26 protein-coding genes and 1 pseudogene are annotated in these 24676 nt (G+C 67.1%); 9 read left to right on the top strand and 18 right to left on the bottom strand.

Translation table 11 applies throughout. From position 1 onward, the window contains the following. Window positions 1-18: 18 nt before the first annotated feature. The 3 genes from creB (at window position 19) to HZA32_19725 (ending at window position 3061) form a co-directional block, all read left to right on the top strand. On the top strand, window positions 19-711 hold the full coding sequence (gene creB, locus HZA32_19735) for a two-component system response regulator CreB (GenBank protein MBI5426312.1): 693 nt from the start codon (window positions 19-21) through the stop codon (window positions 709-711). Window positions 712-841: 130 nt separating this feature from the next. Beyond that, window positions 842-2206, top strand: a complete 1365-nt coding sequence (gene creC / locus HZA32_19730; GenBank protein MBI5426311.1) for a two-component system sensor histidine kinase CreC — start codon at window positions 842-844, stop codon at window positions 2204-2206. Window positions 2207-2338: 132 nt separating this feature from the next. After that, window positions 2339-3061, top strand: coding sequence for an inner membrane CreD family protein (locus HZA32_19725; protein ID MBI5426310.1), 723 nt, complete (start codon window positions 2339-2341; stop codon window positions 3059-3061). Window positions 3062-3131: 70 nt separating this feature from the next. On the opposite strand, the gene HZA32_19720 is transcribed toward HZA32_19725, so the two are convergent. The 3 genes from HZA32_19720 to HZA32_19710 are packed head-to-tail and all read right to left on the bottom strand — an operon-like array spanning window position 3132 to window position 5933. Beyond that, window positions 3132-3686: a hypothetical protein gene (locus HZA32_19720; GenBank protein ID MBI5426309.1), complete on the bottom strand. Its 555-nt coding sequence runs from the start codon at window positions 3684-3686 to the stop codon at window positions 3132-3134. A gap of 35 nt (window positions 3687-3721) precedes the next feature. Then, complete coding sequence (gene ruvB / locus HZA32_19715) at window positions 3722-4825, bottom strand: Holliday junction branch migration DNA helicase RuvB (GenBank protein ID MBI5426308.1); 1104 nt, start codon at window positions 4823-4825, stop codon at window positions 3722-3724. Window positions 4826-4865: 40 nt separating this feature from the next. After that, complete coding sequence (locus HZA32_19710; GenBank protein ID MBI5426307.1) at window positions 4866-5933, bottom strand: SDR family oxidoreductase; 1068 nt, start codon at window positions 5931-5933, stop codon at window positions 4866-4868. 55 nt (window positions 5934-5988) lie between these two features. On the opposite strand from HZA32_19710, the gene HZA32_19705 reads away from it, so the two are divergent. Continuing rightward, on the top strand, window positions 5989-6627 hold the full coding sequence (locus HZA32_19705; protein MBI5426306.1) for a TetR/AcrR family transcriptional regulator: 639 nt from the start codon (window positions 5989-5991) through the stop codon (window positions 6625-6627). Between the two features lie 124 nt (window positions 6628-6751). Here HZA32_19705 and HZA32_19700 read toward each other — a convergent pair whose 3' ends face one another. Both HZA32_19700 and HZA32_19695 read right to left on the bottom strand, forming a co-directional pair. Continuing rightward, window positions 6752-8041 (bottom strand): UDP-N-acetylglucosamine 1-carboxyvinyltransferase, encoded by a 1290-nt coding sequence (locus tag HZA32_19700; GenBank protein MBI5426305.1) that lies wholly within the window; start codon window positions 8039-8041, stop codon window positions 6752-6754. Window positions 8042-8217: 176 nt separating this feature from the next. Beyond that, window positions 8218-9381 carry a hypothetical protein gene (locus tag HZA32_19695; protein MBI5426304.1) on the bottom strand — a complete coding sequence of 388 codons (1164 nt, stop codon included), beginning with the start codon at window positions 9379-9381 and terminating at the stop codon, window positions 8218-8220. A 219-nt stretch (window positions 9382-9600) separates the two neighbouring features. Here HZA32_19695 and HZA32_19690 point away from each other — a divergent pair, with 219 nt between their 5' ends. Continuing rightward, a complete protein-coding gene (locus HZA32_19690) occupies window positions 9601-9972 on the top strand; it encodes a dUTP diphosphatase (protein ID MBI5426303.1) in 372 nt (123 codons plus the stop codon). Window positions 9973-10304: 332 nt separating this feature from the next. Here HZA32_19690 and HZA32_19685 read toward each other — a convergent pair whose 3' ends face one another. Then, the gene (locus HZA32_19685) at window positions 10305-10772 is read right to left on the bottom strand and encodes a YiiD C-terminal domain-containing protein (GenBank protein MBI5426302.1); all 468 of its coding nucleotides are present in this window, start codon (window positions 10770-10772) and stop codon (window positions 10305-10307) included. A 128-nt stretch (window positions 10773-10900) separates the two neighbouring features. Between HZA32_19685 and HZA32_19680 the strand changes: the two genes are divergently transcribed. Continuing rightward, the gene (locus HZA32_19680) at window positions 10901-11257 is read left to right on the top strand and encodes a hypothetical protein (GenBank protein MBI5426301.1); all 357 of its coding nucleotides are present in this window, start codon (window positions 10901-10903) and stop codon (window positions 11255-11257) included. A gap of 39 nt (window positions 11258-11296) precedes the next feature. Here the strand turns inward: HZA32_19680 and HZA32_19675 are convergent. Next, window positions 11297-11715 (bottom strand): annotated as a pseudogene (locus HZA32_19675) (YjbQ family protein). 36 nt (window positions 11716-11751) lie between these two features. On the opposite strand from HZA32_19675, the gene HZA32_19670 reads away from it, so the two are divergent. Continuing rightward, complete coding sequence (locus HZA32_19670; protein ID MBI5426300.1) at window positions 11752-12003, top strand: YkgJ family cysteine cluster protein; 252 nt, start codon at window positions 11752-11754, stop codon at window positions 12001-12003. Between the two features lie 56 nt (window positions 12004-12059). Here the strand turns inward: HZA32_19670 and HZA32_19665 are convergent, their stop codons facing one another. Continuing rightward, window positions 12060-12701: an aquaporin gene (locus tag HZA32_19665; GenBank protein MBI5426299.1), complete on the bottom strand. Its 642-nt coding sequence runs from the start codon at window positions 12699-12701 to the stop codon at window positions 12060-12062. A gap of 127 nt (window positions 12702-12828) precedes the next feature. Here HZA32_19665 and HZA32_19660 point away from each other — a divergent pair, with 127 nt between their 5' ends. After that, window positions 12829-13086 (top strand): hypothetical protein, encoded by a 258-nt coding sequence (locus HZA32_19660; protein MBI5426298.1) that lies wholly within the window; start codon window positions 12829-12831, stop codon window positions 13084-13086. A 9-nt stretch (window positions 13087-13095) separates the two neighbouring features. Here HZA32_19660 and HZA32_19655 read toward each other — a convergent pair whose 3' ends face one another. The 5 genes from HZA32_19655 to HZA32_19635 all read right to left on the bottom strand — a co-directional run bounded on the left by HZA32_19655 (window position 13096) and on the right by HZA32_19635 (window position 16348). Beyond that, entirely contained in the window at window positions 13096-13542 is a 447-nt protein-coding gene (locus tag HZA32_19655) for an arsenate reductase ArsC (GenBank protein MBI5426297.1), read from the bottom strand. 57 nt (window positions 13543-13599) lie between these two features. Beyond that, the gene (gene arsB, locus HZA32_19650; GenBank protein ID MBI5426296.1) at window positions 13600-14655 is read right to left on the bottom strand and encodes an ACR3 family arsenite efflux transporter; all 1056 of its coding nucleotides are present in this window, start codon (window positions 14653-14655) and stop codon (window positions 13600-13602) included. A 12-nt stretch (window positions 14656-14667) separates the two neighbouring features. Beyond that, window positions 14668-15054: a winged helix-turn-helix transcriptional regulator gene (locus HZA32_19645; protein ID MBI5426295.1), complete on the bottom strand. Its 387-nt coding sequence runs from the start codon at window positions 15052-15054 to the stop codon at window positions 14668-14670. Window positions 15055-15167: 113 nt separating this feature from the next. Continuing rightward, the gene (locus HZA32_19640; GenBank protein MBI5426294.1) at window positions 15168-15467 is read right to left on the bottom strand and encodes a hypothetical protein; all 300 of its coding nucleotides are present in this window, start codon (window positions 15465-15467) and stop codon (window positions 15168-15170) included. 155 nt (window positions 15468-15622) lie between these two features. Continuing rightward, on the bottom strand, window positions 15623-16348 hold the full coding sequence (locus tag HZA32_19635) for a spermidine synthase (GenBank protein ID MBI5426293.1): 726 nt from the start codon (window positions 16346-16348) through the stop codon (window positions 15623-15625). Between the two features lie 316 nt (window positions 16349-16664). Here HZA32_19635 and ettA point away from each other — a divergent pair, with 316 nt between their 5' ends. Continuing rightward, complete coding sequence (gene ettA / locus HZA32_19630; protein ID MBI5426292.1) at window positions 16665-18356, top strand: energy-dependent translational throttle protein EttA; 1692 nt, start codon at window positions 16665-16667, stop codon at window positions 18354-18356. A 163-nt stretch (window positions 18357-18519) separates the two neighbouring features. Here the strand turns inward: ettA and HZA32_19625 are convergent, their stop codons facing one another. From HZA32_19625 to HZA32_19605, 5 genes are all read right to left on the bottom strand, one after another. Beyond that, window positions 18520-19227 carry a hypothetical protein gene (locus HZA32_19625; GenBank protein ID MBI5426291.1) on the bottom strand — a complete coding sequence of 236 codons (708 nt, stop codon included), beginning with the start codon at window positions 19225-19227 and terminating at the stop codon, window positions 18520-18522. A 64-nt stretch (window positions 19228-19291) separates the two neighbouring features. Next, complete coding sequence (locus tag HZA32_19620; GenBank protein MBI5426290.1) at window positions 19292-20083, bottom strand: hypothetical protein; 792 nt, start codon at window positions 20081-20083, stop codon at window positions 19292-19294. Next, window positions 20032-20826 (bottom strand): exosortase/archaeosortase family protein, encoded by a 795-nt coding sequence (locus tag HZA32_19615; GenBank protein ID MBI5426289.1) that lies wholly within the window; start codon window positions 20824-20826, stop codon window positions 20032-20034. Before HZA32_19615 ends, HZA32_19620 begins: the two co-directional genes overlap by 52 nt. Before the next feature lie 6 nt (window positions 20827-20832). Next, window positions 20833-22629, bottom strand: a complete 1797-nt coding sequence (locus tag HZA32_19610; protein MBI5426288.1) for a hypothetical protein — start codon at window positions 22627-22629, stop codon at window positions 20833-20835. A 153-nt stretch (window positions 22630-22782) separates the two neighbouring features. Further along, window positions 22783-24579, bottom strand: coding sequence for an HDOD domain-containing protein (locus HZA32_19605; GenBank protein ID MBI5426287.1), 1797 nt, complete (start codon window positions 24577-24579; stop codon window positions 22783-22785). Window positions 24580-24676: the final 97 nt, after the last annotated feature.

Raw genomic sequence — 24676 nt, 5'->3', positions numbered from 1 at the left:
TCGTGCCGAAACAGGCGCGTGACCACCAGCCGTCCCATCGTGCTCGTCGTCGAAGACGAAGCGGGCATCGCCGAAACGATCGTGTATGCGCTGCGCACCGAAGGGTTCGCGCCGCTCTGGAAAACGACCGGACGCGACGCGCTCGCGGCCTTGCGGACGGAGCCGGTTGCGCTGGTGGTGCTCGACGTCGGTTTGCCGGATATGAGCGGTTTCGACGTGTGCCGCGAGCTGCAGCGTCTCTCGCCGGTGCCGGTGATTTTCCTGACGGCGCGCGCGAGCGAGGTGGACAAGATCGTGGGGCTCGAGCTCGGGGCGGACGACTATCTGGCCAAGCCGTTCAGTCCGCGCGAGCTCACGGCGCGGGTGCGCGCGGTGCTACGGCGCACGCAGGGCGCGCCGCGCACGGCGGCGACGGCCGGGGCGGTGTGGCAACACGACGCGGAGCGCTGTCGCATCGTGTTCCGAGGGCGCACGCTCGATCTGACGCGCAACGAGTATCGGTTGCTGGCGACGCTGCTAGCCGCGCCGGGCCGCGTCTTCAGTCGCGACCAGCTGATGACCGCGGCGTGGGACGATCCGGGCGCGGCGCTCGATCGCACGGTCGATGCCCACGTGAAACAGGTGCGCGCGAAGCTGCGCGAGGTGGACGCGGAGAGCGATCCGATCGTCACCCATCGCGGGCTGGGGTATTCGCTGAGGGAGGAAACGTGAGTGGCGCGTGGCACAGCGCCGCTGGCCTTTGGCGTAGGGCCGGTCTCCGACCGGCCGGGTTTGAGGGCTGCTCGGCGGTAGCGGCCGCGTGTTTGGGTGCAACTTGGCCGGTCGGAGACCGGCCCTACGGATGAAAATTCGCACGATCATTTTTGGCGTCTACGTGGGCGTGTCGGCCTTGGGATTCGCGGCCGTGATGGGCATGGCGCTGCGCGACGTGCGGCTGCGCTACGTGGAGTCGATGCGCCGGACGATGGGCGACACGGCGGTGTTCCTCGCGAATTTTGCGGCGCAGGAGCCAGAGGCGGATTGGGCGCGGCGGCTGCGGCAAATGCCGGCGCAGGCCGAGCTGTTGCGGGTGTTCGCGTGCGATGCGGACGGGCGCGTGGCGTTCGACGCCGGCCGGCGCGACGTCGGGCAGGTTTATGAGTGGGGCATGTTCGGCGGTGGAAAATTCGCCTCGGAGAACTACACGCTGCCGAACGTCGCGGTCGTGGACAACGAGCTGCGCGTGCGCGCTCCGGTGCGGCGGGGCAACGAAATCGTCGGCTGGGTCGGCGTGGGCCGTCCGCTGGCGACGGTGGTCGAGGGCGTGACCCGCGCGCGCTGGCGGCTGGTTTTCTGGGCCGGCGCGATCGCCCTCGTGATGATCGCGGTCGGCTGGTGGGTGTCGGCGCAATTGGTGCGCTCGCTCGAGCGTCTGACGGTGCACGCGCGGGCGGTGCGTGACGGGCGCGCGTCGGTGGCGCCGACGTCGCGGGCGCGAGAGATCGCGGAGTTGGCGCGGGCGTTCGAGGAGATGCGCGATGCGCTGGAGGGGCGGCAGCACGTCGAGCGCTACACGCAGGTGCTAGCGCACGAGGTGAAGGCGCCGCTGGCCGCGATTCGCGGGGCGGCGGAGCTGATGGACGAGACGATGCCGGAGGAGCAGCGCGCGAGATTTCTGGCCAATATCCGCGCGGAAGCGGCGCGCATCCAGGCGATCATCGAACGGCTGCTCGAGCTGTCGTCGCTGGAGGCGCGGAAGCAGTTGCAACGCACCGAAGCGCTCGCGCCGGCGGCGCTGGTCGCGGAGGCGGCGGATGTGCTGCGCGGGGCGTTCGCGGCGGCGGGCGTGACGCTGCGGGTGGAGGCCGCCGAGGGAGCGAACGTGCGCGGCGAGCGCGTGCTGTTGCGCGAGGCGCTGGTGAATCTGTTGCAGAACGCGCTGGATTTCTCGCCGCGCGGGGCGGAGGTGACGCTGCGCGCGGTCGAGGCGGAGGGACGCGTGAGATTCGTCGTCGAGGATCGCGGGCCGGGCGTGCCGGACTACGCGCTCCCGCGGGTGTTCGAGCGGTTTTATTCGCTGCCGCGGCCGGGCACGGAGCGGAAAAGCACGGGCCTCGGACTCGCGCTCGTGCGCGAGATCGCGCATCTGCACGGCGGCGAAGCGACGTTGGAGAATCGCGCGGACGGCGCGGGGGCACGGGCGGTGTTGAGTGTGCCGACGGAGTAGGGCGCGACCGCTCGGCTCGTCGCGCAGCTGGCATCACCTTCTCGGCGCGCCCAGCGGTCGCGCCCTACCTTTCGCGTCAGGATTTCATCCACGGTTCATCGGGATTTCACAGACGCCGGACAGGATGAGTGCATGGAAAACGCCTTGCCTCCCGTCATCGTCGCGCCGGCCAAGCGGCGCAGTCACGTCAGCCTCAAGCTGCTCTTCATCGCGTTGCTCGTGTTGGTGCTGCACGGGCCGCTGGCGCTGATCAACGATCTGCGGCAGGAGCGCGCGCAGAATCGCGTGGAGGGCGAGAGGGCGGTGATCGAGCGTCGCGTGGCGGCGCGGAAAACGGGCGATGTCGACACGCAGCGCGTGACGCCGCCAACGTCGGCGGCGACCGAGAGCGCGCCCGCCGAAGGTTACCGGATGGTCGAGCGGGCGCTGAAACACAGCGTGCTGGTGCTGACGCTGGTGTTCACGGCGTTTTTCCTCTTCGAGACGCTGGCGGGGTTGCGGCTGCACGCGGTGCACTACGGCTTGGTGGGCGCGGCGCTGTGTTTGTTCTACCTGGCGCTGCTGGCGCTCGGCGAGGTGCTCGATCCGGGTTGGGCGTATGTCGGCGCGGCGGTGGCGTCGTCGCTGCTGATCGTGGGTTACAGTGCGTCGATTCTGCGGAGCTACGCGCGGGCGGCGTCGATCGCGGCGCTGCTCGCGAGCGAACACAGCGTGCTCTACGTCGTGCTGCGAATGGAGAATTACGCGCTGCTCGCCGGCACAGCGGCGCTGTTTGCGGTGCTCGCCGCGCTGATGTGGTTCACGCGGAAGGTCGACTGGTTCGCGCAGGAGGCAGGGAAGGAAGTGCGGGCGTGAGCGAGAACGCCGATGAATCACTTAGTGGCGGCGTTGGGCAGGGTAGCGGCCGCAGCGTTGGACTGTGCGCTCAGGTAACGCGGTTGGCGTCCGCATGGGCCGAGTGGGTATTGAAGTCGCGGTAGCGAAAGTGCTTTTCGATCAGCGCCTCGACGAAATCGGGATCCTCGATACCGAGGAAACCGACGTCGCGATGATTCACGCGGCCCTTGGTGCCTTGGTAGGGAATCGTGGTGAAGACGACGGAGCCACCGGTCAGCTTGCGACGAGTCTTGCGGAGGAAGCGGATGTCGCGGTCGATGTAGCTTTCGGTTTCGCTACGCCAAGGGAGGACGCGAACGATGAGCAGCCGAGATTCGGTGATGCCGTAGAGCGTGAAGAGCGACTGAATTATCTCCCAGATGATACCGCCAAACATGAACAATCCGCCGGCGAACATGAGCAGAGAAATGAAGTTGAAGTCGGTTTCCCATGCGCCAGCACCTGCGAAGGCGAGCCAAGCAGTCATGAAGAGCAGGACGAAGATTTTATCGCCGCTCAGAAAAGCCAGCGCTTCGGGTTCTTCTCTCCAGAGGAGGGTTTCGCCGGGACGGAGTTCGGATTCTAGAAACTGCTGTTTGGTCATGCGGCGGCAGCTTTTCGTCGCCTGCGAGCAGGCTCCTACAACAGGGATTGCTGATCGCTGCCGGCTAACGGTTTCAGGCCGATGGCGTGGTAGCCTTTCGGCGTGAGGACGCGGCCTTGGGCGGTGCGGGCGAGGTAGCCTTCCTGAATGAGGAACGGTTCGTGGACTTCCTCGAGCGTGTCGGCTTCCTCGCCGACGGCGATGGCGATGGTGCCGAGGCCGACGGGGCCGCCTTTGTAGTTTTCGGCCATGAGGCGGAGGACGCGTTTGTCCATCTCGTCGAGGCCGGCGGCGTCGATTTCGAGGAGTTCGAGTGCGGCGGCGGCGACGGGCTGCGTGATTTTGCCCTTCGCTTTTTCCTGCGCGTAGTCACGGACGAAGTTGACGAGATTGTTGGCGATGCGCGGCGTGCCGCGGGCGCGGGTGGCGATTTCCTGGGCGCCGCCGGCGTCGATCTCGACCTTCAGCAGGCCGCAGCTGCGCTCGACGATGCCGCAGAGCGTGGCGCGATCGTAGTAGTCGAGGCGGGTGTTGAGCGTGAAGCGCGAGCGGAGCGGCGCGGTAAGCAGGCCGGCGCGCGTCGTGGCGCCGACGAGCGTGAACCTCGGGATCGTGAGCCGGACGCTGCGGGCGTTCGGGCCTTGGTCGATCATGATGTCGAGGCGGAAGTCCTCCATCGCCGAGTAGAGATACTCCTCGACGGTTTTCGAGATGCGGTGGATTTCGTCGATGAAGAGGATGTCGCCTTCCTCGAGGTTGGTGAGCATGCCGGCGAGGTCGCCGGGTTTCTCGATCACGGGGCCGGAGGTGACGCGGACGTTGCGGCCGAGTTCGTGGCCAAGGATGAAGGCGAGCGTCGTTTTGCCGAGGCCGGGCGGGCCGGAGAGGAGGATGTGGTTGAGGGCTTCGCCGCGGCGCTTCGAGGCGCCGACCATGATCTTGAGGCGGTCGACGGTTTTCGGCTGGCCGGCGAAATCGGCGAAGGAGAGCGGACGCAGCGCGGCCTCGGTCTGCGAAACCGGCGCGCTCAGGGCGTTCGTGATGAAGTCGGTGCCGGTCGCTTTCGGCGACGGGCTTTTCGACGCGGACGCGGTGGGCTGGGTGAGGGGGCGGTTCGTGCCTCTAGCGGGCTCGGGCATGCGCTCAGTTCAGCACTTTGAGGACGGAATGCCAGCCCGGTCAGCCGGATTTTTCGGCGGTGGCGGGCAGCCAGCCCTGAGCGCGATACCACGCGATTTCGTCGCGGAGCGTGTCGGCGAGCGGACGGAAAGAGAGGCCCAGCTCGCGGAAGCTTTTCTGATGATCGAAGCGTGAGCGGTCGTTTTCTTGAGCCATGAGACGCACGGTGGCGAGACTGAGCAGCGCCGGGCGTCTGGCGATCCGCGCAACGGATTCTTCCATCAAGCCGAGGAGCCGAAGCGCGAAGAGCGGGATGCGGCGGCGCGGTGAGGGCACGCCGCTGGCGCGCTCGAGCTCGGCGAACAGGCCCGCCATGTCGCAGTGCCGGCCCGCGGCGAGGTAGCGCTCTCCGCGCCGGCCGTGTTCGGCGGCAGCGATCAGCGCCGCGGCGACGTCGCGCGCGTCAACGATCGAGAACGTTCCGGGCGGCACGCCGGGGAGTTTGCGTTGCACGAAATCGAGGACGGTTTGTCCCGCGGAAGTCGGTCCGCTGTCGCCGGGGCCGTGCATCCAGCCGGGCAGGACGAAACAGGCCCACATGTCGGCGTGGCGCGCGAGGAATTTCTCCACTTCGTGTTCGGACTGAATCTTGCTGCGATAGTAGTCGTCGGCTTCGTCGGGGGTGCGGCGCATGGTCTCGTCAATCAACGCGCCGGGAGGGCCGTTGAGCACGGCGATGGAGGAAGTGTGGACGAACCGGCGGACACCGGCGTCCCAAGCCGCGTGCAGGAGGTCTCGGGTGCCGGAGACGTTGACGCGATGCAGGCGCTCGCGGTGATCGCCGCCTTGGTAGGCGGCGCGGAAGTGGGCGGCCGTGTGGAAAACGACGTCGACCTGCGCCAAGGCCTTGGCGAACGAGCCGACATTGGTCATATCACCCTCGATGATTTCCACTCCCGTGAGTTCGGAGAGCTGCTTTTCCGCCTTGGCGCGGGAGCGGGCCAAGGCGCGGACGCCGATGCCGCGGGCGACGAGCGCGCGGACGAGATTGCTGCCGAGCAGGCCCGTGGCGCCAGTGACGAAGGCTCGACGCGGAGGGGCTGGCGGCGGAGAAGGACGAGTTTTCATTTCAGATACCGGACGGTATTTGGAGGAACTCGACTGTCCAGAGTAATTTGCCGATATGAACCGACGACCCCTTAAGCGCTCGCGCGCGGAAACCCAGGCGGAAACCCGGCGGCTCCTGCTGGATGCGGCAGCGCAGATGTTTGCGCGGCGCGGTTATCACGGAGTGTCGATCGACGAAGTGGCGGAGGCCGCCGGCTACTCGAAAGGCGCGGTGTATGCGAATTTCGACAGCAAGCAGGACCTGCTGCTGCAGCTGCTGGGCGAGCACATGGAGGCCAAACTGCAGAGCCTCGAGGCGGCGTTGCTACCCGCCGGAATCGAGGGACCGCGGTTGGATCATCTGGAGCAATGGCTCGGGGCCACGAATGCGGTCGCGGACTGGCCGCTGCTTGCGCTCGAACTTCAGCTGCATGCGCGGCGCGATCGGCGTTTCGGGATGAGGGCCGACCGGCTCTTCGAAGAACACCGGGCGCGCTTGGCGGAGTTGATCGGGCGATTCTTTGCGGCTGCGGGGCGAAAGCCGCCGGTGCCGGTTGCCGAGCTGGCGCGTGGTTGTTCGGCGCTCGCGGAAGGACTGGCGTGTCAGAGCGGTCTCGGCGATCCGGCGAAGTCGCCCGCTGGTCGACTGCTCGCGGCGTGGATGGGCGCGCTGTTGGAAACGGCGCCGAAGGTCGGCGCCAAGCCGGGCGGCTAGCTCACGGGGGAGACTTGGGGCCGCGCTGGCCCGGGCGGCTTACGGTGCGGGAGTCGGGGCGGATTTTTCCGAGAGTAGAGGGATTGGGGAATCCCAAACCCAAAGTCGGAAATCCAAGATCATCTCACTTCCATTCCACCTGCGCGCCGATGCTGCGGAGGTTTTCGACGAAGTTCGGGTGGGCGCGCTTGATGGTGTCGGCGTTTTTCACGACGGATTTGCCCTCGATGCTCGCGGCGACCATGTAGAGCGCGACGGCGGCGCGGATGATGTAGGGCGCCTCGACCGTGGTGGGGCGCAGCGGCTTGGCGCCGAAGACAGTGATGCGATGCGGATCGCTGACGACGATGTGCGCGCCGAACTTCGAGAGCTCGGCCATCCACGTGAAGCCGCCTTCGTAGACCTTGTTCCAGAACATCACCTCGCCCTTGGCGCGGACGGAGAGCGCGATCATAACGGGCAGCAGGTCGACGGGGAAATAGGGCCACGGCGCGGCTTCGATCTTCGGCAGCAGGTTCGTGGTGAACGGTTGCTCGACGACGAGTTTTTGCTTCTTCGCGACGAACGCAGTGTCGCCTTCGTAGCCGACCTGCACACCGAGTTTGGCGAAGGAGCGGTTGATGAGATCGAAGTGGTGCGGGAGCGAGTTCGTGACGCGCACTTCGCCGCCGGTGATGGCGCCGAGGGCGAGGAAAGTGACGACCTCGTGGTGGTCCGTGTTGATGGTGAACGAGCCGCCTTTGAGTTTTTTCACGCCGCGCACGGTGATCTTGCTCGTGCCGAGGCCTTCGAGGTCGGCGCCCATGCCGACGAGGGCGGCGCAGAGGTCCTGCACGTGCGGCTCGCTCGCGGCGTTGATGATGACGGATTCGCCCTCGGCGAGCGCGGCGGCCATGACGAAGTTCTCCGTCGCGGTGACCGACATGTAGTCGGGCCAGTGGCGCGCGCCCTTGAAGCGGTTCTTCAGCCGGATGGTGAGCTTCTCGCCGCGGCTCATCGTGGCGCCGAGTTTTTCGAGGATCTCGAGGTGCGGATCGAGCTCGCGGATGCCGAGCGAGCAACCTTTGGCGTTGGTCGGCACGACGAGCTTCTTCATGCGCTGGAGCAGCGGCGCGAAGAGGAGCACCGAGGAGCGCATGCCGGATGGCAGCTCGCCGTCGAGGCGCGCGGCGTCGAAGGTGGAGTGGTCGACGTCCATGCGGCCGGCGCCGCGGTCCCAGTTGATGCGCGAACCCTGCTCCACGAAAAAGCCGACGAGCTTGTCGACGTCGGTGATGTTCGGGACGTTGAGCAGCGTCACCTTCTCGTCGGTGAGGAGCGTGGCGCAGAGGATCGGGAGGACGGAATTCTTGTTGCCGGACGGCGTGATGGTGCCGCTGAGGGGCTTGCCGCCGTGAACGATGAGGTCAGCCATGAAGGGAAGTTGAGAGCTGAGAGTTGAGAGCTAAGAGCAACTCGGCCGCAGAGGTGATCGCCGGCGCGAGGGATATGAAAAGGGATGCGCGAACTTCCGTCGAAGCGTCCTGCGATGCGACAAAAAAAGGCGCCCCGGAACGGAGCGCCTTGGAAGAATTTTTCGTGAGCGAGGGCTCAGGCCTGCGGGGCGTCGCCGCCACCGCCGTTGCCGCCACGGTTGTCGCCGCGGAAGCCGCCGCGATCGCCACCGCGGCCACGTCCGCCCCGGCGACGACGACGGAAGCCGTCCGCGCTACCGCTCCGGCCGCCGTCACCACCGCGACCTTCGCCGCGGAAGTCGCCACCGCCGCGGTTTTCACCGCCGCCTTGGGGCTGGCCTTCGCCACCTTGTTCGCCGCGCGGAGCATTGTCGCCGCCTTGGCCGTAAGGACGATCGCCGCCACGATGGTGGCGATGACCGCCGCGTCCGCCGCGGTGATGACGATGACCACCGCGTTCGCCGCGGTGTTCGCCGCCGCCGTGCGAGTGCGGTTGCTCGGGCTTGGCTTCGGGTTGGGCGCTGCCGCCCGTGAAGAAGGCTTTGATCTTGGCGAAGAAGCCGGTGGGCTTCGCGGCGGCGGCCTGCGTGGCCTCCTGCGCGCGTTGCTCGCGATCTTCGCGGCGGAATTCCGGGCGCTGGTGGCGCAGCTGCTCGCGCGGAGGCTGGCCCTCGGGGCGCGGCTCGCGGGGCGCTTGCTCGCCGCCTTCGCGGCGGTCGCGACGGTCGCCTTCATAGCGGCCTTCGCGGCGCGGACGGTCACCGCGCGGTTCGCGCGGGCCGCGGAAGCTGTCGCTTTCCCAGGTTTGCGGGGCGACCGACTTCGGACGCTCGGGCGGGAGAATGTTGAGTTCGGCTTTTTCCTCGGGCGTGGACGCGGCCGGAGTGGCGGCGGGACCATCGAGCGGGAAGAGCTCGGCGGGAGCGGCCTTCGACGAGGCTTCGGCGGGCTTCGCAGTCGGGGCGACGGCAGTCGCTTGCGCGGGGGCTTCGGCGACCGGGGCCGGAGCAACGGTTTCGGCGGCGGGAGCGGCCTCGGCTTGCGGGGCGGGCTCGGGCGTCGCGGGAGCGAACGGGTTCTGGTATTCGCGCGGGGCGTTGACGATCTCGATCGCGGTGGGCTTGTAGTCTGACTTGGCGGGGGCCGCGGCGGCTGCGGGTGAGGCGGCGCTGGGGCGTTTGCCGCGGGCCAGGCCCGAGCCGCGGCTGGAGCCGAACGAGGAGACCGGCGCGCTCGCAGCGTCTGCCGGCGGAGTCGCGGCGGCCTCGGCGGGCGCACCGGACTGGTCATTGGTGGACATGTCTATCTTCTTGTTTGGAAAGCGCCTGCCGGGAACGGCGGCGCTGGTGGGTTGGTGCCGGCCGGAGCCCGCGGGGCGGTCTCGACACACCGCGCAGGGCGCAGTGAAACGGCGGCAATAGGAGAAGCCACGGTCGGCAAACCCGCACTCCCGCGCAACAGCTAATTTTTCCGGTCCGGGGCTTGCCAGTCGCTCCGGCCGCTCCCACGCTGCGGCGCCATGGACAAACTCGAGGAGATCTTCCGCATGCAAGATGCGCTGAATAAGCGCATTGGGGTGAATCTGCCGCCGCCGACCGACGAGGAAAAGGCGAAGTGGATCCTGAACTACACGCGGGCGATGCAGCAGGAAACCGCCGAGTTGATCGACTCCGTGCCGTGGAAGTGGTGGGCCAAATACCAGAAGTTCGACGAGCAGAACGCGAAGGTGGAGGTCGTCGACCTGTTCCACTTCCTCGTGTCGCTCGCGCAGACGCTGGGCATGACCGCGGACGATGTTTACCAGGCTTACCTGAAGAAGAACCAGGTGAACCACGCGCGTCAGGATTCGGGCTACGCCAAGAAGGACGAGGCGGACTCGAAGCACATCTGAGCCGGCGCAGCGCGCCGGTTCAGGGGGCAGGTTTCAGCGGTCAGCGATCAGCGTGATGAGGGAGAGCGGTGCCGGCAGGAGTGCGCGGTGCAGCTTTCAGCAATCAGCGCGGTCAGAGGGCAGAGGTGTGCACGGAGGCGGCTGAGCGGTCCGTGGTGCCTTGGTGTAGGAGCCTGCTTGCAGGCGATGAAGCGAGTTCGTGCGCGTTTTGACTCCTCGAAACGCGGAGGGTCGCCTGCAAGCAGGCTCCTACAAGACTGGGCGGGGTCTGGGCGCGTGACGTTGCGCTTTGAGCGCGGCGCGGCGGCGCGGCGATGCCGCGCTCGCGCGCTTCAGATCACCGCGACGAAGCTCCCGTCGAATTCGACGGCGGGCTTGCCGTTGGGGCCTTCGACGATGGCGCGCAGTTCCATGCGTGCCTTTTGGTTGCGACCCAGATCGGCGAGGAAAGCGCGGACGAGTTCCGGCGACGGACGCTCGCACACGGCGCGCAGCGGGCCGGTGACGGGAGCGCGGTAGAGGGCGTTGCTGCGTTTCACGACGACGTGGCCGTCGAGGCCGGCGTCGCGCAGCACCATCCAGAGTGAGCCGTAGCACGCGAGCGTGGGCAGCGCGTGGAGCGAGCCGCCGAACGCGGTGCCGAGGTGGTTCTTGTTCGGCTCGAGCGGCGCTTCGAGGACGAGCCGTTGCGCGCTCGCTTCCACGGCGCGCAGGCCCATCGCCCGCGTGAGCGGGATTTGCTCGTGGAGAAACGCGGTGAGTCCGTCGGCGGTGACGCTGTCGGGGACGAGGTGGCTCATGCGGGGCGCAAAATGGCGGTGCGTCCCGGGCGCGGGCAAGGTTTGTTCTGCCGTCGGAGATTCGAAGCGTGGCGAATTTGTCCTGCGGCGACGCGCTGGTGCGTTGTAGAGTTGCAACTCCTCACTCCATGAAATCCTCCGACGACCGTTCACTCTACCTGCTCCTGCTTCACCAACCCGCGGTCGGTCCGCACCCGACGGCGGCACAGATGCGCGAAATCATGGAGCAATTTGCGCAATGGATGGATCGCATCCGCGCCGACGGACAGCTGGTGGCGTCGCACGGTTTGAAGAACAAGGGCAAGGTCCTGCGTGGTCGGCGCGGCGCGACGATCGCGGACGGTCCTTACGCGGAGGCGAAGGAAATCGTCGGCGGCTACGTGCTGATTCGCGCGCGGAGCCTGACTCAGGCCACGGCGGTGGCGCGGCGCTGTCCGGGGCTCGATCATCGGCTCGTGGTCGAGGTGCGGCCGGTGAAGCACTGAGTCGCGCGACGCGGCAGCTGGGCTGGTTGCGGACTGGGATCAGTCGCCGATGATTTTGATCAGCACGCGCTTTTTCCGGCGGCCGTCGAACTCGCCGTAGAAGATCTGTTCCCACGGCCCGAAATCGAGTGCGCCGGCAGTGATGGCGACGACGACCTCGCGGCCCATGATCTGGCGTTTCAGGTGCGCGTCGGCGTTGTCCTCGCCGGTGCGGTTGTGGTCGTAGGCGCTGTGCGGCTTCTCGGGCGCGAGTTTTTCCAACCAGCGTTCATAGTCCGCGTGGAGGCCGCGCTCGTCGTCGTTGATGAAGACGGAGGCGGAGATGTGCATGGCGTTGACGAGGCAAGTCCTTCGCGCACGCCGCTGGCGGCGACTGCGGCCTCGACCTGCGGGGTGATGTTGAGGAATGCGCGGCGCGTCGGCGTCTCGAACCAGAGTTCCTGACGGTGGGATTTCACGCTGGCGACGATGCGCGCGGGTCGCAGGGTGTCAGCATGGAATGCCGTTCCAGCTGCGGTGCGTGTTGCATCGCGCCGAGCATCACGTCGCCGATTCCGGGCATGCCGCGCGGCAAGCCGGCGGGGATTCCGTGCGTGCAGCTGTTGCCGGACATGCGGTGCGCGATTTTCGGACGGCCGGAGCGACCGGTGTTTTGCGCGAGCTTGCGGCCGAGCGAGGAGATGTGTGGCGGGTCGCGTGAGGAAGCGCTGGCGTTCCTCACGCGGCTGGAACAGCAGACAAAATAAAAAGCCCCGCGTGGACGCGGGGCTCGTGAGGCGGGCGAAGATCGCGTGGCCGTCGCTCAGTCCGCGCCGTTGACGCGTTTGTAGGCGAGGGCGGCCACGGTCGCGCCGACGAAGTTGGCGACGAGGTAGATCCAGATGCTGCCCCAGGCGATGATCTTCATCGTGCAGACGCCGATGGCGACGGCGGGGTTGAACACGCCGCCGGAGATGCCGCCGACGGCATAGGCGCCGCTCAGCACCGTGAAGCCGATGGCGAAACCGTAGAAGGAATTGCCGCTGGTGCCTTTCGCGGTGGCGACGTTGAGCACGACCCAGACGAGCGCGAAGGTGAAGAGAAACTCGGCGAGCAGGGCGGGGAGGATTTCGGGCGTCATCGCGCCGCCGATGGCCGCGGCCTTGGTGACGAGGCCGGTTTTGAGCGCTTGCACGCAGAACGAGGCGCCGAAAGCGCCGCCGACCTGGGATGCCATGTAGGGCACGACGTCGGCGGTGTCGCATTTGCCCCGCAGCCAGACGCCGAGCGTGACGGCGGGATTGAAGTGTCCGCCGGAAACGTGTCCGCCGGCGAAAATCATCACCGCGAGGACGGAGCCGATCGCGAGTGGTGCCATGTCTCCCGCGCCGGGCGCGATGACGGTCATGCCGATCGTGAAGACGAGGAAGAAGGTGCCGATGAACTCGACGAGGTATTTTTTCATAACGTGGGTGGGTGGCGCGGAACGCTGCGGCAAGGCGGCGCGCTAGTCGAGTCGCGAGCGGACGACACACGGTGGGCGCTTGCAACTTTCGGCGGTCGGGCCGAGTGATAGGGGCGTGACTCGGTTCGTGAAAATGGTCGCGGTGGCACTCGCCGTTCTCGTCGGCGCGGTGGCCGCATTCTTCGGGATGTTGGTCGTCGGCGCGATTCTGATCGCGACGGGCCTGCTGGCGTTGCTGGGCGGCAAGCGGTTCAAGGTAAACGTTGCCACGCGCCCGGCTTCGCGGACGGGCGCGCCCAATGGAACGGCCGCGCCGCCGGCGGGCGGAGACGTCATCGACGTCGAGACGCGCAAGGTCGAGCCGCCGCCGCGCGAGTTGACCTGAGCGCGCGGGTTACGCGGTGCGGAGGGCGGCGCCTTCGCGCAGGCCGGTGCCGTAGGCGGTGAAGACCTTGCGGATCTCGTCGCGCACGCGGCGGAATTCGGCGAGCACTTCGGCGTCGGTGCCGGTGGCGTGTGCGGGATCGTCGAAGCGCCAGTGGTGGCGGTTCACCTGGCCGGGGAAGATGGGGCAGGCTTGGTCGGCGACGCCGCAGACGGTGATCACGGTGGTGATCGGCGTGTGCATGAATTCCTTCATGTGCTTCGAGGTGTGCGCGGAGAGATCGATGCCGATCTCGCGCATCACTTCGATGGCTTTCGGGTGCACGTAGCCGGCGGGTTTCGAGCCGGCGCTGTGGACGGCGACGACATCGCCGGCGGCGGCGCGGAGGACGCCTTCGGCCATGTGGCTGCGGCAGGAATTGCCGGTGCAGAGGATGAGGACGTTGGGTTGGGACATGCGGGGAAGCAGTTGAGCGTTGAGGGATGAAAGTTGAGAGGGGCCGGTGGCGGCGGCTCAGGCGGCTTGGCCGAACCAGCGGCGGCGGAACCAGAAGGCGACGTGCACGAGGCCGATGAGCGCGGGGACTTCGATGAGCGGTCCGACCACCGCGGCGAACGCGACGCCGGAGTTCAGGCCGAAGACCGCGATGGCGACCGCAATCGCGAGCTCGAAGTTGTTGCCCGCTGAGGTGAACGCGAGCGTGGTGGCGCGCGGGTAGTCGGCGCCGAGTTTCTTCGCCATCGCGAAGCTGACGAGGAACATGATCGCGAAATAGATCACGAGCGGCAGCGCGATGCGTAGGACATCGAGCGGGAGTTTCACGATGGCGCCGCCCTTGAAGGTGAACATCACCACGATGGTGAAGAGGAGCGCGCCGAGCGTGAGCGGCGAGATGCGCGGGATGAATTTCCGCTCATACCATTCCTCGCCCTTGAGCGGCACGAGCAGCACGCGGCTGAGCACACCGGCGGCGAACGGGATGCCGAGGTAGATCATCACGCTCCAGAAGATGTCGATCATGCGCACCGGCACGACCGCGCCAGCGAGGCCGAAATACGGCGGCAGCACGGTGATGAAAATCCACGCGAAGAAGCTGTAGAACACGATTTGCGCGATGCTGTTCAACGCGACGAGGCCGGCGGCGTATTCGGGGCTGCCCTTGGCGAGATCGTTCCAGACGAGCACCATCGCGATGCAGCGCGCGATGCCGACGAGGATGAGGCCGACCATGTAGTCCGGGTGGTCGCGCAGGAGGGTCACCGCGAGCAGGAACATCAGCACGGGACCGACGAGCCAGTTCTGCACGAGCGAAAGCGAGAGCACGCGGACGTCCGCGAAGACCTTGGGCAGTTGCGCGTATTTCACCTTCGCGAGCGGCGGATACATCATGACGATGAGGCCGATCGCGATGGGGAGATTCGTGGTGCCGACGGTCAGCGGCGCGAAGAACGCGGCCGGGTCGGCGATGACGAAATTGCCGAGCAGCACGCCGGCCGCCATGGCGGCGAAAATCCAGACCGTGAGGTAGCGGTCGAGGAAGAACATTTTCTGGGCGACGGAGTCACTCATGTGCGGGAAGGTTCAGCGGCGGGTGAGACGGAGGATGCGGCGGCGGGGCACGGCCGGCGTGGCGCAGCCGCAATCGATTTGGGTGGAGAGATGGGCGAGGCGCTCGAGGTCGCGGGCGAACTGCGGCTCGGTCGCGCGGGCGTCCTGCAGGCAGCCGAGGTTGGCCGTGAGCGCGGGCGGCGCGGGATCGACGAGCGCGTAGACGCGCCAGGGACCCTGTTGCGACGTGGCGACCAAGCCGTTGCGGCGGAGGTAGGCGAGGTGGCGGGAGATGCGCGCCTGCGGGAGCTTCAGCGCCGCCTCGAGGTGGCAGACGCAGAGCGGCTGCTGCGCGAGGAGGTTGAGCAGGCGCAGCCGCGTCGCGTCGCAGAGGCAGTCGTAGATGCGGAGCAGGTGCACGCGGACAGGAAGGCACGCGGATTCGTATTCGCCAAGGCGAATATGAGGGGCTGACGCGCGGCGACGTTACTTTTGCGTGACGCGGTGCGGCGGCCGGCGGGTTCGGGGCCGCCTCAGGCGCCGGCGGCCCAGTTTTCGAGGAAGGTCTGTCGCTTAACGGGGTTGAACTCGACGAAACGGTAGGTGGCGACGCCAGCTTGCGCGTAGGGATCGTTGCGGAAGAAGGTCTCGAGTTCGGCCTTGGAGGGAGCGCGGGCGATCACCATCCCGCCCACCCGCGGATTTTGCGGACCCGACATGAGTAGCCAGCCGCGGTCGTAGCCGGTTTGGAGAAACGCGCGGTGCTCCGGCAGGATCGGCTCGATGCGGCTGAGTTCGACGGTGAAGGTGATTTCGACGACGAAATGGAGCATACGGCGGAGAAAAACATGAACGTCGCCCACTGCCTACGCCGGGTCAGGTCATAGCGCCGGAGTGTGAAATGGCGCCAAAAAATGCCCTGCGGCCGGGCTTGGCCGCAGGCGCGCGGAACTGGCGCGGGAGCGTGGTAGGTTGCGACCGGTTCGCGTCACGCGCTGGCGGTGCGCGCGAGATAGACCGTGCCGGCGGAGTCGCGGTCGAGGAGCGGATTCGGGAAAGTGATGACTTCGGCGCGGACGGTGGCGAAGACTGTCTGGAGCACGCTGACGAACACCGCGTCCGGCGGGTCGTCCGACCACATCGAGAACACGCCACCGGGGTGGAGGTGGGCGGTCATGGCGCGGAGACTGGCCGTCGTGTAGAAACCGGCGTTGGCGCTCGCGAGGTGGTCGCGCGGGGTGTGGTCGATGTCGAGCAGGATGGCGTGGTATTTCCGCGCCTGATCGAAACCGAGAGGCGAGGTTGCGAGCGCGAAAAAATCGCCCGCCGCCAACACGCAGCGCGGGTCGGCGGTGAGACGCGGCCCGAGCGGAACCAGCCCGCGCCGATGCCAGTCGATGACGGGCGGGAGGAACTCCACCACGCGGAGGCTGCGAACCTGCGGGTAGGCAAGCGCTGCGGCCGCCGTGTAGCCGAGGCCCAGCCCTCCGACTACCGCGTCGCAGGGGCCGCCGCCGAGTTCGCGCAGCGCGAGATCGGACACGGCGTCCTCGACCGCGTGAAACATGCTCGTCATGAGGAAGGAGTCGCCGAGCATCACTTCGTGCACCGTGAGATCGCCGAGCATGGCGACGGTGCGGCGGCGCAGGACGAGGTCGCCCAGCGGCGTCGGTTGGAAATCGAGTTCCTCGAAGAACGGCTTGGGCGAAGGCATGTCCGCAGTGTGCGGGCGGCGAGACCGGCGGCTACTGTATTCCCGGCGTCGTTTTGAACCGAAGGGCGCGGCGCGCATTTCCCGCCCGCTCAGGAACAGAGGCGAACTCAGGCTGGCGGGGTGGAGGAGACGAGGCGGGTGATACGGCGGGCGCCCCAGCAATTAAACTGGCGGGAGTGCTCGGCCCCGTCCGCTCCGTGAGCGTGGAGAGGGTGGGAAACGCGTGGCCGGACCAGATTGCGCCGGCGCCGGGCGGCAAGATTTGTGTCGATTCGTGTCCATTAGTGGTTCCCCTCTGATCGCTCCGCTTCCCGACATGGCCAAGTCCGACGAATCCACCCCGAAGATCATCTTCTCGATGCTCGGCGTCTCGAAGAAAATCGAGCGCAAGGAAATCCTCCGCGACATCTCGCTGTCGTTTTTCTACGGCGCGAAGATCGGCGTGCTCGGCCTCAACGGCTCCGGCAAGTCCTCGCTGATGCGCATCCTCGCCGGGCTCGACAAGGAGTTCGACGGGCATGTGGCGTTCGAGCCGGGCTATCCGGTGGGTTTTCTCCCGCAGGAACCCGCGCTCACGCCCGGCGCGACGGTGCGCGCGTGCGTCGAGGAGGGCGTGAAGCACCTCACCGATCTCACGGCCGCCTACGATGCGTCGTGGGATGAGATCGCCGCGGCCGAGGACGACGCGGCGCGCGATGCGATCACGGAGAAGCAGACGAAATTGCAGGAGCAGATCGACGCGCTCGGCGCGTGGGACACGGCACCGATGGTCGAGCAGGCGATGGACGCGCTGCGTTGTCCGCCGCCGGACGCGATCGTCGACACGCTGTCGGGTGGCGAGCGCCGCCGCGTCGCGCTGGCGCGGTTGCTGTTGCAGAAGCCGTCGATTCTCCTCCTCGACGAACCGACGAACCACCTCGACGCCGAGAGCGTAGGCTGGCTCGAGCAGCACCTCGCGCGTTACGAGGGCACGGTCATCGCGGTGACGCACGATCGCTATTTCTTGGACAACGTCGCGGGCTGGATCCTCGAACTCGACCGCGGCCACGGCATCCCGTGGAAGGGCAATTACTCCGGCTGGCTCGAGCAGAAGCAGAAGCGCCTCGCGATCGAGCAGCGCACCGAGGACCGCCGCCAGAAGGCAATGGCGCGCGAACTCGAGTGGATCCGCGCCGGCGCGAAGGCGCGGCAGGCGAAAGGTCAGGCGCGCATCAATGCCTACGAGGCGATGCTCAAGCAGGATGTGGCGGAGCAGGAGAAGAAGTTCGAAATCATCATCCCGCCCGGTCCGCGCCTCGGCACGCTTGTGGTGGAAGCGCAGGGCATCACCAAGGCTTACGGCGACAAGTTACTCTATGAAAACCTGTCCTTCTCGCTGCCGCCTGGCGGCATCGTCGGCGTGATCGGTCCCAACGGCGTCGGCAAGACGACGTTGTTCAAGATGATGACGGCGCTCGAGCAGCCCGACGCGGGCCAGTTTCGCGTCGGCGAGACGGTGAAGACGGCCTACGTCGAGCAGTCGCGCGACTCGTTGCAGAACGAGAAAACGATTTGGGAGGTGATCAGCGACGGCCAGGAAATAATGCCGCTCGGCGCGCGCACGGTGAACAGCCGGGCGTATTGCGCGCAGTTCGGTTTCACCGGCGCGGACCAGCAGAAGAAGGTCGGCGTGCTCTCCGGTGGCGAGCGCAACCGCGTGCTTCTCGCGCGCGTGCTGAAGAGCGGCGCGAACCTCATCCTGCTCGACGAGCCGACGAACGACCTCGACGTGAACTCGATCCGTGCACTCGAGGAAGGTCTCGAAAATTTCGCCGGTTGCGCGGTGGTCATTTCGCACGATCGCTGGTTCCTCGACCGCATCGCGACGCACATCATGGCGTTCGAGGGCGACAGCTACGTGCACTGGTTCGCGGGCAATTACTCCAGCTACATGGAGGATTACCACCGTCGGAAGGGCAAGGAGGCCGACCAGCCGCACCGGGTGAAGTATCGGCGTTTGACCCGCTGAGCACGGGCGAAGGTGGTCGCCGCCGCCGCGGCGGCGACAGGCGTCGTCGAGGACGCCGACGCCCACCACCGAATCTGGCTGCGCGACTCGCGGTCGCTGCTAACGGGCGCAAAAAAACCCGCACTGAGGTGCGGGTTTAGCACGAAAGGGCTTTTCGTTTGGCTCAGGCGGCGATCGGAGCGGGCTGAAGAGCGCGGCGCTGGCGGAGGCGGAGAGCGACCAGACCGGCGACGAGCACCAATGCGGCGAGCGAAGCGACTGTGCTGGCTTCGGGAACGGGGGTGGTAAAAACGGAGATCTGAGAGAAAGTCCAATCGTTGAAGCCGATATTCGTGGCACCGTAAGCGAATGCATCGATGTTCGTGACGCCGAGACCGAGATTCGTGCCGCCGGTGAGATCGGTGAGCATCAGTGCGTAGGTGTTGCCGGGGCTAGTGTTGTAGCCATAGGTGGCGGAAATCATCGGAGAGACCAGCGTCGTCAGGTCGAATGTGTATGCGTAGGTGTTGTAAGGGCCGCCGGGGCTGGTGTTATTGGGGAGAGGCGCCCAGCCGGAGTTTGACGCGGGAATGTTGATCGTGCCGAAAGAGACCGTGGTGCCGCCGACGAAGCTGGAGCCATTCCATTGACCAAAGGTCGCACTCAGGTTGGTCGCGGCCGAGGACCCACCGGCGCCTGCAAAAAAGTTATACGTCATGCTCTGCACCGAGTAGACGCCGGTGAAGGTCTGCCCGAAGGTGCCTCCGTTAAAGGTGAAGACGCTGCCGCTGTAAGCGGGTCGAGTGTCAAACGTCTGAGGTTCGGCCAAAGCAGAGCCAACCAGGCCGAAAAGGCCGGTCGCGAGGAGGAGTAACGTGGTGCGCAATTTCATGCTGGGGTGATTACCTTAGTGTATTTCGGGAATGGCAACTAAAAATTGTTCACAGGCGGGAATTTTACCTAGCGGACGTCACCATGCTTTGGAGGATGGCGCGCATTTGGGCGCGGGCGTTGCCGCCGTTGGAGTCGAGGGCGACGGAGAGCAGCTGGGCCGGCTGGTGTTGCCTGCCTTCTCGGATGTCGCTCCATCGGTGCTCCCAAGCGGTGCGATTGGAGCCGTCGGTTGAGAGGAGCGGTTGGCCGCGGGCGGAGTCCCAAATGACGAAAGCGACCAGCATGTCCGTGCCGGCGCGTCGGAATCTGTAAATGTTGAACACCAATCGATTACTGGGGACCTGAATCTCGATCGGATCCTCATCGGCGACCAATTCGCACCCACTCAGCGGAAGGCAGACCGTGGGGTTGTGGAGGAACGGCACGAAGCGTGCGATCTGTCCCTTCGTCCATTGCACGTAGTAGGCCCAGACCCACTCCCCGCTCGGCAACGCCCAACGGGCAGCCGTGAAACCATTAGGGCGGAGCATGTCGCGGGCGACCTCGCCCAAGCCCTCCGCTTGGTAGGTCGGCAGGCCGGTCGGCCAGCGGACGGTCCATTGCGGAACCTCATTTTGGGCGCGTGCGCCGCGGAGATACCACAGGCGGGCGCCCGCCTCGTTGATCGCCAGCAAGCTGACAATCGCCCCCACCCAAACCCAGCCTGGGTGCAGTGCCGGCAGCGTCGGCCGCGCCTCTTGGCGAACAATCGGCTGCGGCATGCGGTAGCCGGCCCACTTGATCGCCAGCCAGCCGGTGCCGATCACGCTCGCGACCATCGCGGCCCAGCCGGCGATATCGTGCGCCGCGAGCACCGCGGCTTCGCCTTCCCCCGCGCGCCAGGCGAGGAAAAGGATGCGGAAAAATTCCCCGCGATCGCGAAGCCGACGCTCAAGCCGAGCAGGCCCGCGCGGCGCGCCCAGCCGAAGCGATACCATTCGCCGAAAAACAGGCCGATCATCACACACGCCTGCAGCGAGCGGATGCCGCCGCACGCTTCGTCGATGCCGACCCAGCCGGTGGCGAGACGGATGCTCGTGCCGGTCGCGAGCGCCGGCCGGCCGAACAGGTTGGCCAGTTCCGCCACGATGCTCGCGAACACCTCGCGCATCGGCACGATCAAGCCCGACTCGATCACGCTCGGCGTCGGGAGGGCGCTGATGAGCAGGACCATCGGGGGCAACGTCCAGCGTAGGCCTTCACGACCGCCGATCAGCCATGCGCCCAGCGCGACCACGACGACCGCGCCTGCCACCGAGCCGGCCAGGAACGTCGGCAGGAGCGGATAAGGAATCGTCAGCAGCCGAACCGGCACCGCCAGCAGCACCACGAGCGCCGCCGCGGCCCACAGCCATTTGGGAATGTCGCGCGGTGTGGTCGCGATCGGTCGCTCCGTCCATCGTTCCCACCACAAGAACGCCATCAGGACAGGCACCGCCCACGCGTGGCCGAGATCAGCGGAGTTGGACCAAGCGGCGGCCAGCGGCGAGAGCAGGAGCAAACCTCCTGCTGCCACGATCGCGGTGACCGCGAGCGTCGTGCGTCGTGTCGCTTCCATCTCGGCTTAGTTCTTCTTGGCCGGCGCCTTGGCGGCGGGCTTACGCGTCAGCTCGGTATTCGCGCGGCTGAACAAGAACGTTTCCTCCGGCAGGAAATCCACGTTGGCGCCGCGTTTTTGCGCGGCTTCGACTCCGGCGGCGTTCTTGCCGACGCCGTAGATGAAGGCGAGGTAGGGCGCGCGGGGCGGGTAGTCGCGGTCGGTTTCGGCGAGCTGGTTGACGAGCGCGATGGCTTCGGCGCCGCGTTCCGCCTGCGCGAGCGCGAAGGCGTAGTCGGTGATGTAGGTGGCGTTCTTCGGATCGGCGTCGTGGAGCTTCTTCAGCGTTTCCTTCGCCTGGTTCCAGGTGGAGTTCGGCTCGATCAACAGGCTGAGCAGCGCCCAGTCATGCTGATAGCGCGGGACGGAAGGATCGGAGTCGCGCAGCGTCCGCAGCACATCGCGCATGTCGGCGGTGCGCTTCTTTTCGCGGAAGATGTTGAACAGCGCCTGATGCGCCCACGTCTGGTCCGGATAGCCGCGAGCGATCGCCCACAGCGCGCGCTCCGCTTCGTCCGTCCAGCCCCAGAGAGAGGCGAGGCGTTGCAGCGTGCGCAGCGCGGACAGGCTGGTTTGCGCCTTCGTCACGGCGACATCCCACGCTTCACGGCGCAGGTTGAGGTGCGAGGGCTCGTCGAGCGCTTGGGCGGCGACAACGACCTTCAACACTTCGCGGGGGAACGGGCCCCAGCCGCCGGCTTCGAGGGCGGGGAAAAGGTGGTCCCAGTCTTTCAGCTGGGCGTAAGCGTCGACGCGGCTCGCTTGCACGGCGGGAAGGTCGCGGACCTTGGCCGGCAGCGTGTCGAGCCACGCGAGCATTTCCTTGCCGTGGCCTTGCACGAGCAGCCACTGCGCGAAAACCGGCGCGTCGGCCTCGGTGCCGGCGGCTTTGGCGAGTGGCGGCATCAGTTGCTCGAGCGGTTTTTTCTGCACGAGCAGCTCCAAGTTCGCGAGTTGGAGGCGGTCGTTGAAAACAGACTTGGGGTTCGCGACGATCGCGCGCCAGCGGCGTTCGGCATCGGCGTAGTCCTTGCGGCGGATCGCGTCGCTCGCCAGGCCGCGCTCGATTTCGAGACTGAGGGCGGGATTCTCGCGCGCGATCTGGTCGAGCTGCGCCCGCGCTTCCTCGCGGCGTTTCTCCGAGGGGTTTTGCAGGTAGAGCAGGGCTTCGGAGCGCTTCAGTTCGACGCTGTCGGGCGTGCGCTTGCGGAGCTCGTCCAACAGCGCGGCGACGACGATCGTGTCGCTGGTCGAGGCCGCGTAGGCGAGGGCGGCCTGGAGCATCGGGGTCTGCGCGGAGAGCGCGGGAGAGGTGCCGCTGAGCGCGTCCTTCGCGGCGTTGAAATCGCCGAAGCGGATGCAGCATACGACGAGCTTGGCGGCGTCTTCGGCGGAGTTCGGCATCGCTTCGACGACGGCGCGGCGGAGTCGCATCGCCTGCGGGGCGCCGACTTGTTCGAGCATGTCCGCGGCGAGGCGGAGCGCGTTGGGGTCGCCGGGCACGGCTTTCAGCGCGACCTCGAGGGCGACTTGGGCGCTCGCGGCGTCGCGCTTGTCCATGAACTCGCGCGCCTGCACGAGCGCGCGCTGCTGTTTCCAGCGGGCGTAGCGCGGCACAGCGTAGTTATACAAACGCCAACCGCCGTAGGCGAGTGCGGCAATGCCCGCGAGCACGCCGAGGAAAATGAACCGGCCGCGATTACGCGAGCGGCGTCGAACCTGCATGAGTTGCATGGGGGCCTTCTGGGTTGCGATCGGCGCCATCGCGCCGGGTGACCGGGGGCAGCGCGTGCGCCAACTGCTAGTGTCCGCTTCCGTTGCGTCGAGGGAGAAATCCGGCGGCTCGCGTCCCAACCGCTCGGAACCGGAAGGGTTTGGCACCGGTGAATGATCGTGAACGGAGCGCGTCCATCGTCATCAGGCGGCGGCGGAGTGGCGCAGGGCGTGCGCGGTGTCGAGCGTCTGGCGCGCGAGCTCGAGCTGGGCTTTGTTGAGCGCGATGCGTTGCGCGCTGTGCCAGCCGATGAGCACGAGGCCGGTGGTGCGTTTGCCGTCGGTCATGGGGATGAGCACGAACGAGGGCGGCGCTCCGGTGGCGTCGAGCATCCAGGACGGGAGATAGGGCTTCAGCTTGGGATCGCGGAGATCGTGGATGACGACCGCCTCGCGCCGCGTGAAGCAGACGCCGAAGACCGTCCGTTCATCCGAGCGCACGGTGGCGACGAGCTGGAAGCGCGCCCAGCGCTCGCCGACGCCTTGGTTGAGCGAGAGCACGGGGCTGCCGGCCTGGCTTCCGAAGTGCCAGCATTCCTGTGCGCCGAAGCTGTCGCGCACGAGGTCGAGCGCGCTGAGCCACGGATCGCCCGCCACGGGAACGGGCGGCTCCGGCATGGGCGCGGTCTCGAATGGCGGCGCGGAAATCGGTTTGAGTTCTTCCGGCAGCGGCGTGGCGGCGCGGATTTCCTCTACGGGCGGCTCGGCTTCCGGAGCAGGCGGGACGTCCGCGGCGGGCTCGGGGGCTGGCGCGATGATCTCGCTCGCGGCTTCATGGGTCGGCGCGAGCGTGTCGTGATTGGGCGATTCCGCATCGAGGCGCGGCGCGGTAGCGGCCGACGAGTTGAGCGGGGCGGATTCGGCGGCGGCGATCGGAGCCACCGCGGCTTCGCCGAGCGCTTGCGCGAGGGTCGTGTTGATCGCGTCGTCCTGCGCAGCGGTGACGAGCACCTCGGGGCCGGCTTCGGGGGCGGGTGGCGTGATCGCGACCGTGTCGGGCGCCACGTGCTGCACGCGGGCGCGGATGCGGTTGAGGCTGGTGGTGGGCAGCGCCGCGATGCCTTCGGTGCCGAGGAAACTCGAGAGTCGCGAGTCGGCGTGCGCGAGCGCCTCCGGAATGTATTCGAGGGCGTCGGGGATCACTCGGCGGAAACGTTTCGCGAGCTCGCGGGTTTCCTCGCCGAAGGTGTCGGAGCCCTTGTTGCCGTCGAGCGCAGCGCGGGCGATGCGGGTGCCGAAGTCGGCCATCGCGAGCAGACGGGTCTCCGGGAGCGTGGCGGTGCCGCCCATCGCCTCGGGCGAGACGTCGCGCAGCGCCTTCATGAATTCCTCGGGCAGGCGGGCGCCGGCGAGGAGCTTGCGGCTGAGTTCGAGCGGCGTGGTGCCGAACATGCCGCGGAAGGCGAGGTCCTCGGGCTTGTCCTTCAGACGGTTCATCGCCTCGCGGTAGTGCTCGAGCGAAACGGCGGGGAGGATGATGTAGCCGAAATTGCGGAGCGTCGCGGCGGCGAACGCCAGCTCGGGATCGACGTAGCCGAATTTCTGCGCGCAGCCTTGGGCGATCAGGCCGGCGCACAGGGCCTGGGCCGCGGCCTCGCGTTGCTCGGGTGGGTTGCGGCCGCCGGCGTTTTCGACCAGCATGATCGAGAGCGTGAGGCTGCGCACGCGGCTGAAGCCGATCTGGTGGATCGCGTGGGTGAGCGACGACAGGGGCGTGAAACTCGGGTTGTGCACGATCGTGTTCGCGATTTGCACGATCCGCGCGAGGACGGCGGCGTCCTTTTCGATCAAGTCGGCCAGCTCCTGAATGGTCACCTCGGCGAGGTTGGTGGAGATGGTCTCGATGATGGCCAGCAGCTCGGGCAAGCCGGCGCCCTTGCCGTTCTGCAGGGCGGCGCGGGCACGCTCGAGCGTCGCGGTGGCCGAGAGTGGGGTAATCACCTGTCCTGCATCGGCTCGCGACCGTGGCGGTTTAGTCCCAGCCGGGAAAAACCGCCGAAAATTACGGGGAAACTCCTGCCGGCTGCAGCGAGGGGCG

It is taken from the genome of Opitutia bacterium (assembly GCA_016217545.1).
Lineage (GTDB): Bacteria > Verrucomicrobiota > Verrucomicrobiia > Opitutales > Opitutaceae > Didemnitutus.
The sequence above is the reverse complement of the archived record's forward strand: the minus strand, read 5'-3'. Positions and strand labels throughout refer to the sequence as shown.

Coding starts and splice junctions, on each gene's coding strand:
- creC (MBI5426311.1), top strand. CDS start 842: ATGAAAATTCGCACGATCATTTTTGGCGTCTACGTGGGCGTGTCGGCC.
- HZA32_19665 (MBI5426299.1), bottom strand. CDS start 12,701: ATGAAAAAATACCTCGTCGAGTTCATCGGCACCTTCTTCCTCGTCTTC.
- HZA32_19670 (MBI5426300.1), top strand. CDS start 11,752: ATGGAATGCCGTTCCAGCTGCGGTGCGTGTTGCATCGCGCCGAGCATC.
- HZA32_19655 (MBI5426297.1), bottom strand. CDS start 13,542: ATGTCCCAACCCAACGTCCTCATCCTCTGCACCGGCAATTCCTGCCGC.
- HZA32_19700 (MBI5426305.1), bottom strand. CDS start 8,041: ATGGCTGACCTCATCGTTCACGGCGGCAAGCCCCTCAGCGGCACCATC.
- HZA32_19640 (MBI5426294.1), bottom strand. CDS start 15,467: ATGCTCCATTTCGTCGTCGAAATCACCTTCACCGTCGAACTCAGCCGC.
- HZA32_19685 (MBI5426302.1), bottom strand. CDS start 10,772: ATGAGCCACCTCGTCCCCGACAGCGTCACCGCCGACGGACTCACCGCG.
- ruvB (MBI5426308.1), bottom strand. CDS start 4,825: ATGCCCGAGCCCGCTAGAGGCACGAACCGCCCCCTCACCCAGCCCACC.
- HZA32_19625 (MBI5426291.1), bottom strand. CDS start 19,227: ATGAAATTGCGCACCACGTTACTCCTCCTCGCGACCGGCCTTTTCGGC.
- arsB (MBI5426296.1), bottom strand. CDS start 14,655: ATGAGTGACTCCGTCGCCCAGAAAATGTTCTTCCTCGACCGCTACCTC.
- HZA32_19720 (MBI5426309.1), bottom strand. CDS start 3,686: ATGACCAAACAGCAGTTTCTAGAATCCGAACTCCGTCCCGGCGAAACC.
- HZA32_19610 (MBI5426288.1), bottom strand. CDS start 22,629: ATGGCGCCGATCGCAACCCAGAAGGCCCCCATGCAACTCATGCAGGTT.
- HZA32_19690 (MBI5426303.1), top strand. CDS start 9,601: ATGGACAAACTCGAGGAGATCTTCCGCATGCAAGATGCGCTGAATAAG.
- ettA (MBI5426292.1), top strand. CDS start 16,665: ATGGCCAAGTCCGACGAATCCACCCCGAAGATCATCTTCTCGATGCTC.
- HZA32_19615 (MBI5426289.1), bottom strand. CDS start 20,826: ATGGAAGCGACACGACGCACGACGCTCGCGGTCACCGCGATCGTGGCA.
- HZA32_19695 (MBI5426304.1), bottom strand. CDS start 9,381: ATGTCCACCAATGACCAGTCCGGTGCGCCCGCCGAGGCCGCCGCGACT.
- HZA32_19725 (MBI5426310.1), top strand. CDS start 2,339: ATGGAAAACGCCTTGCCTCCCGTCATCGTCGCGCCGGCCAAGCGGCGC.
- HZA32_19680 (MBI5426301.1), top strand. CDS start 10,901: ATGAAATCCTCCGACGACCGTTCACTCTACCTGCTCCTGCTTCACCAA.
- HZA32_19705 (MBI5426306.1), top strand. CDS start 5,989: ATGAACCGACGACCCCTTAAGCGCTCGCGCGCGGAAACCCAGGCGGAA.
- HZA32_19710 (MBI5426307.1), bottom strand. CDS start 5,933: ATGAAAACTCGTCCTTCTCCGCCGCCAGCCCCTCCGCGTCGAGCCTTC.
- HZA32_19635 (MBI5426293.1), bottom strand. CDS start 16,348: ATGCCTTCGCCCAAGCCGTTCTTCGAGGAACTCGATTTCCAACCGACG.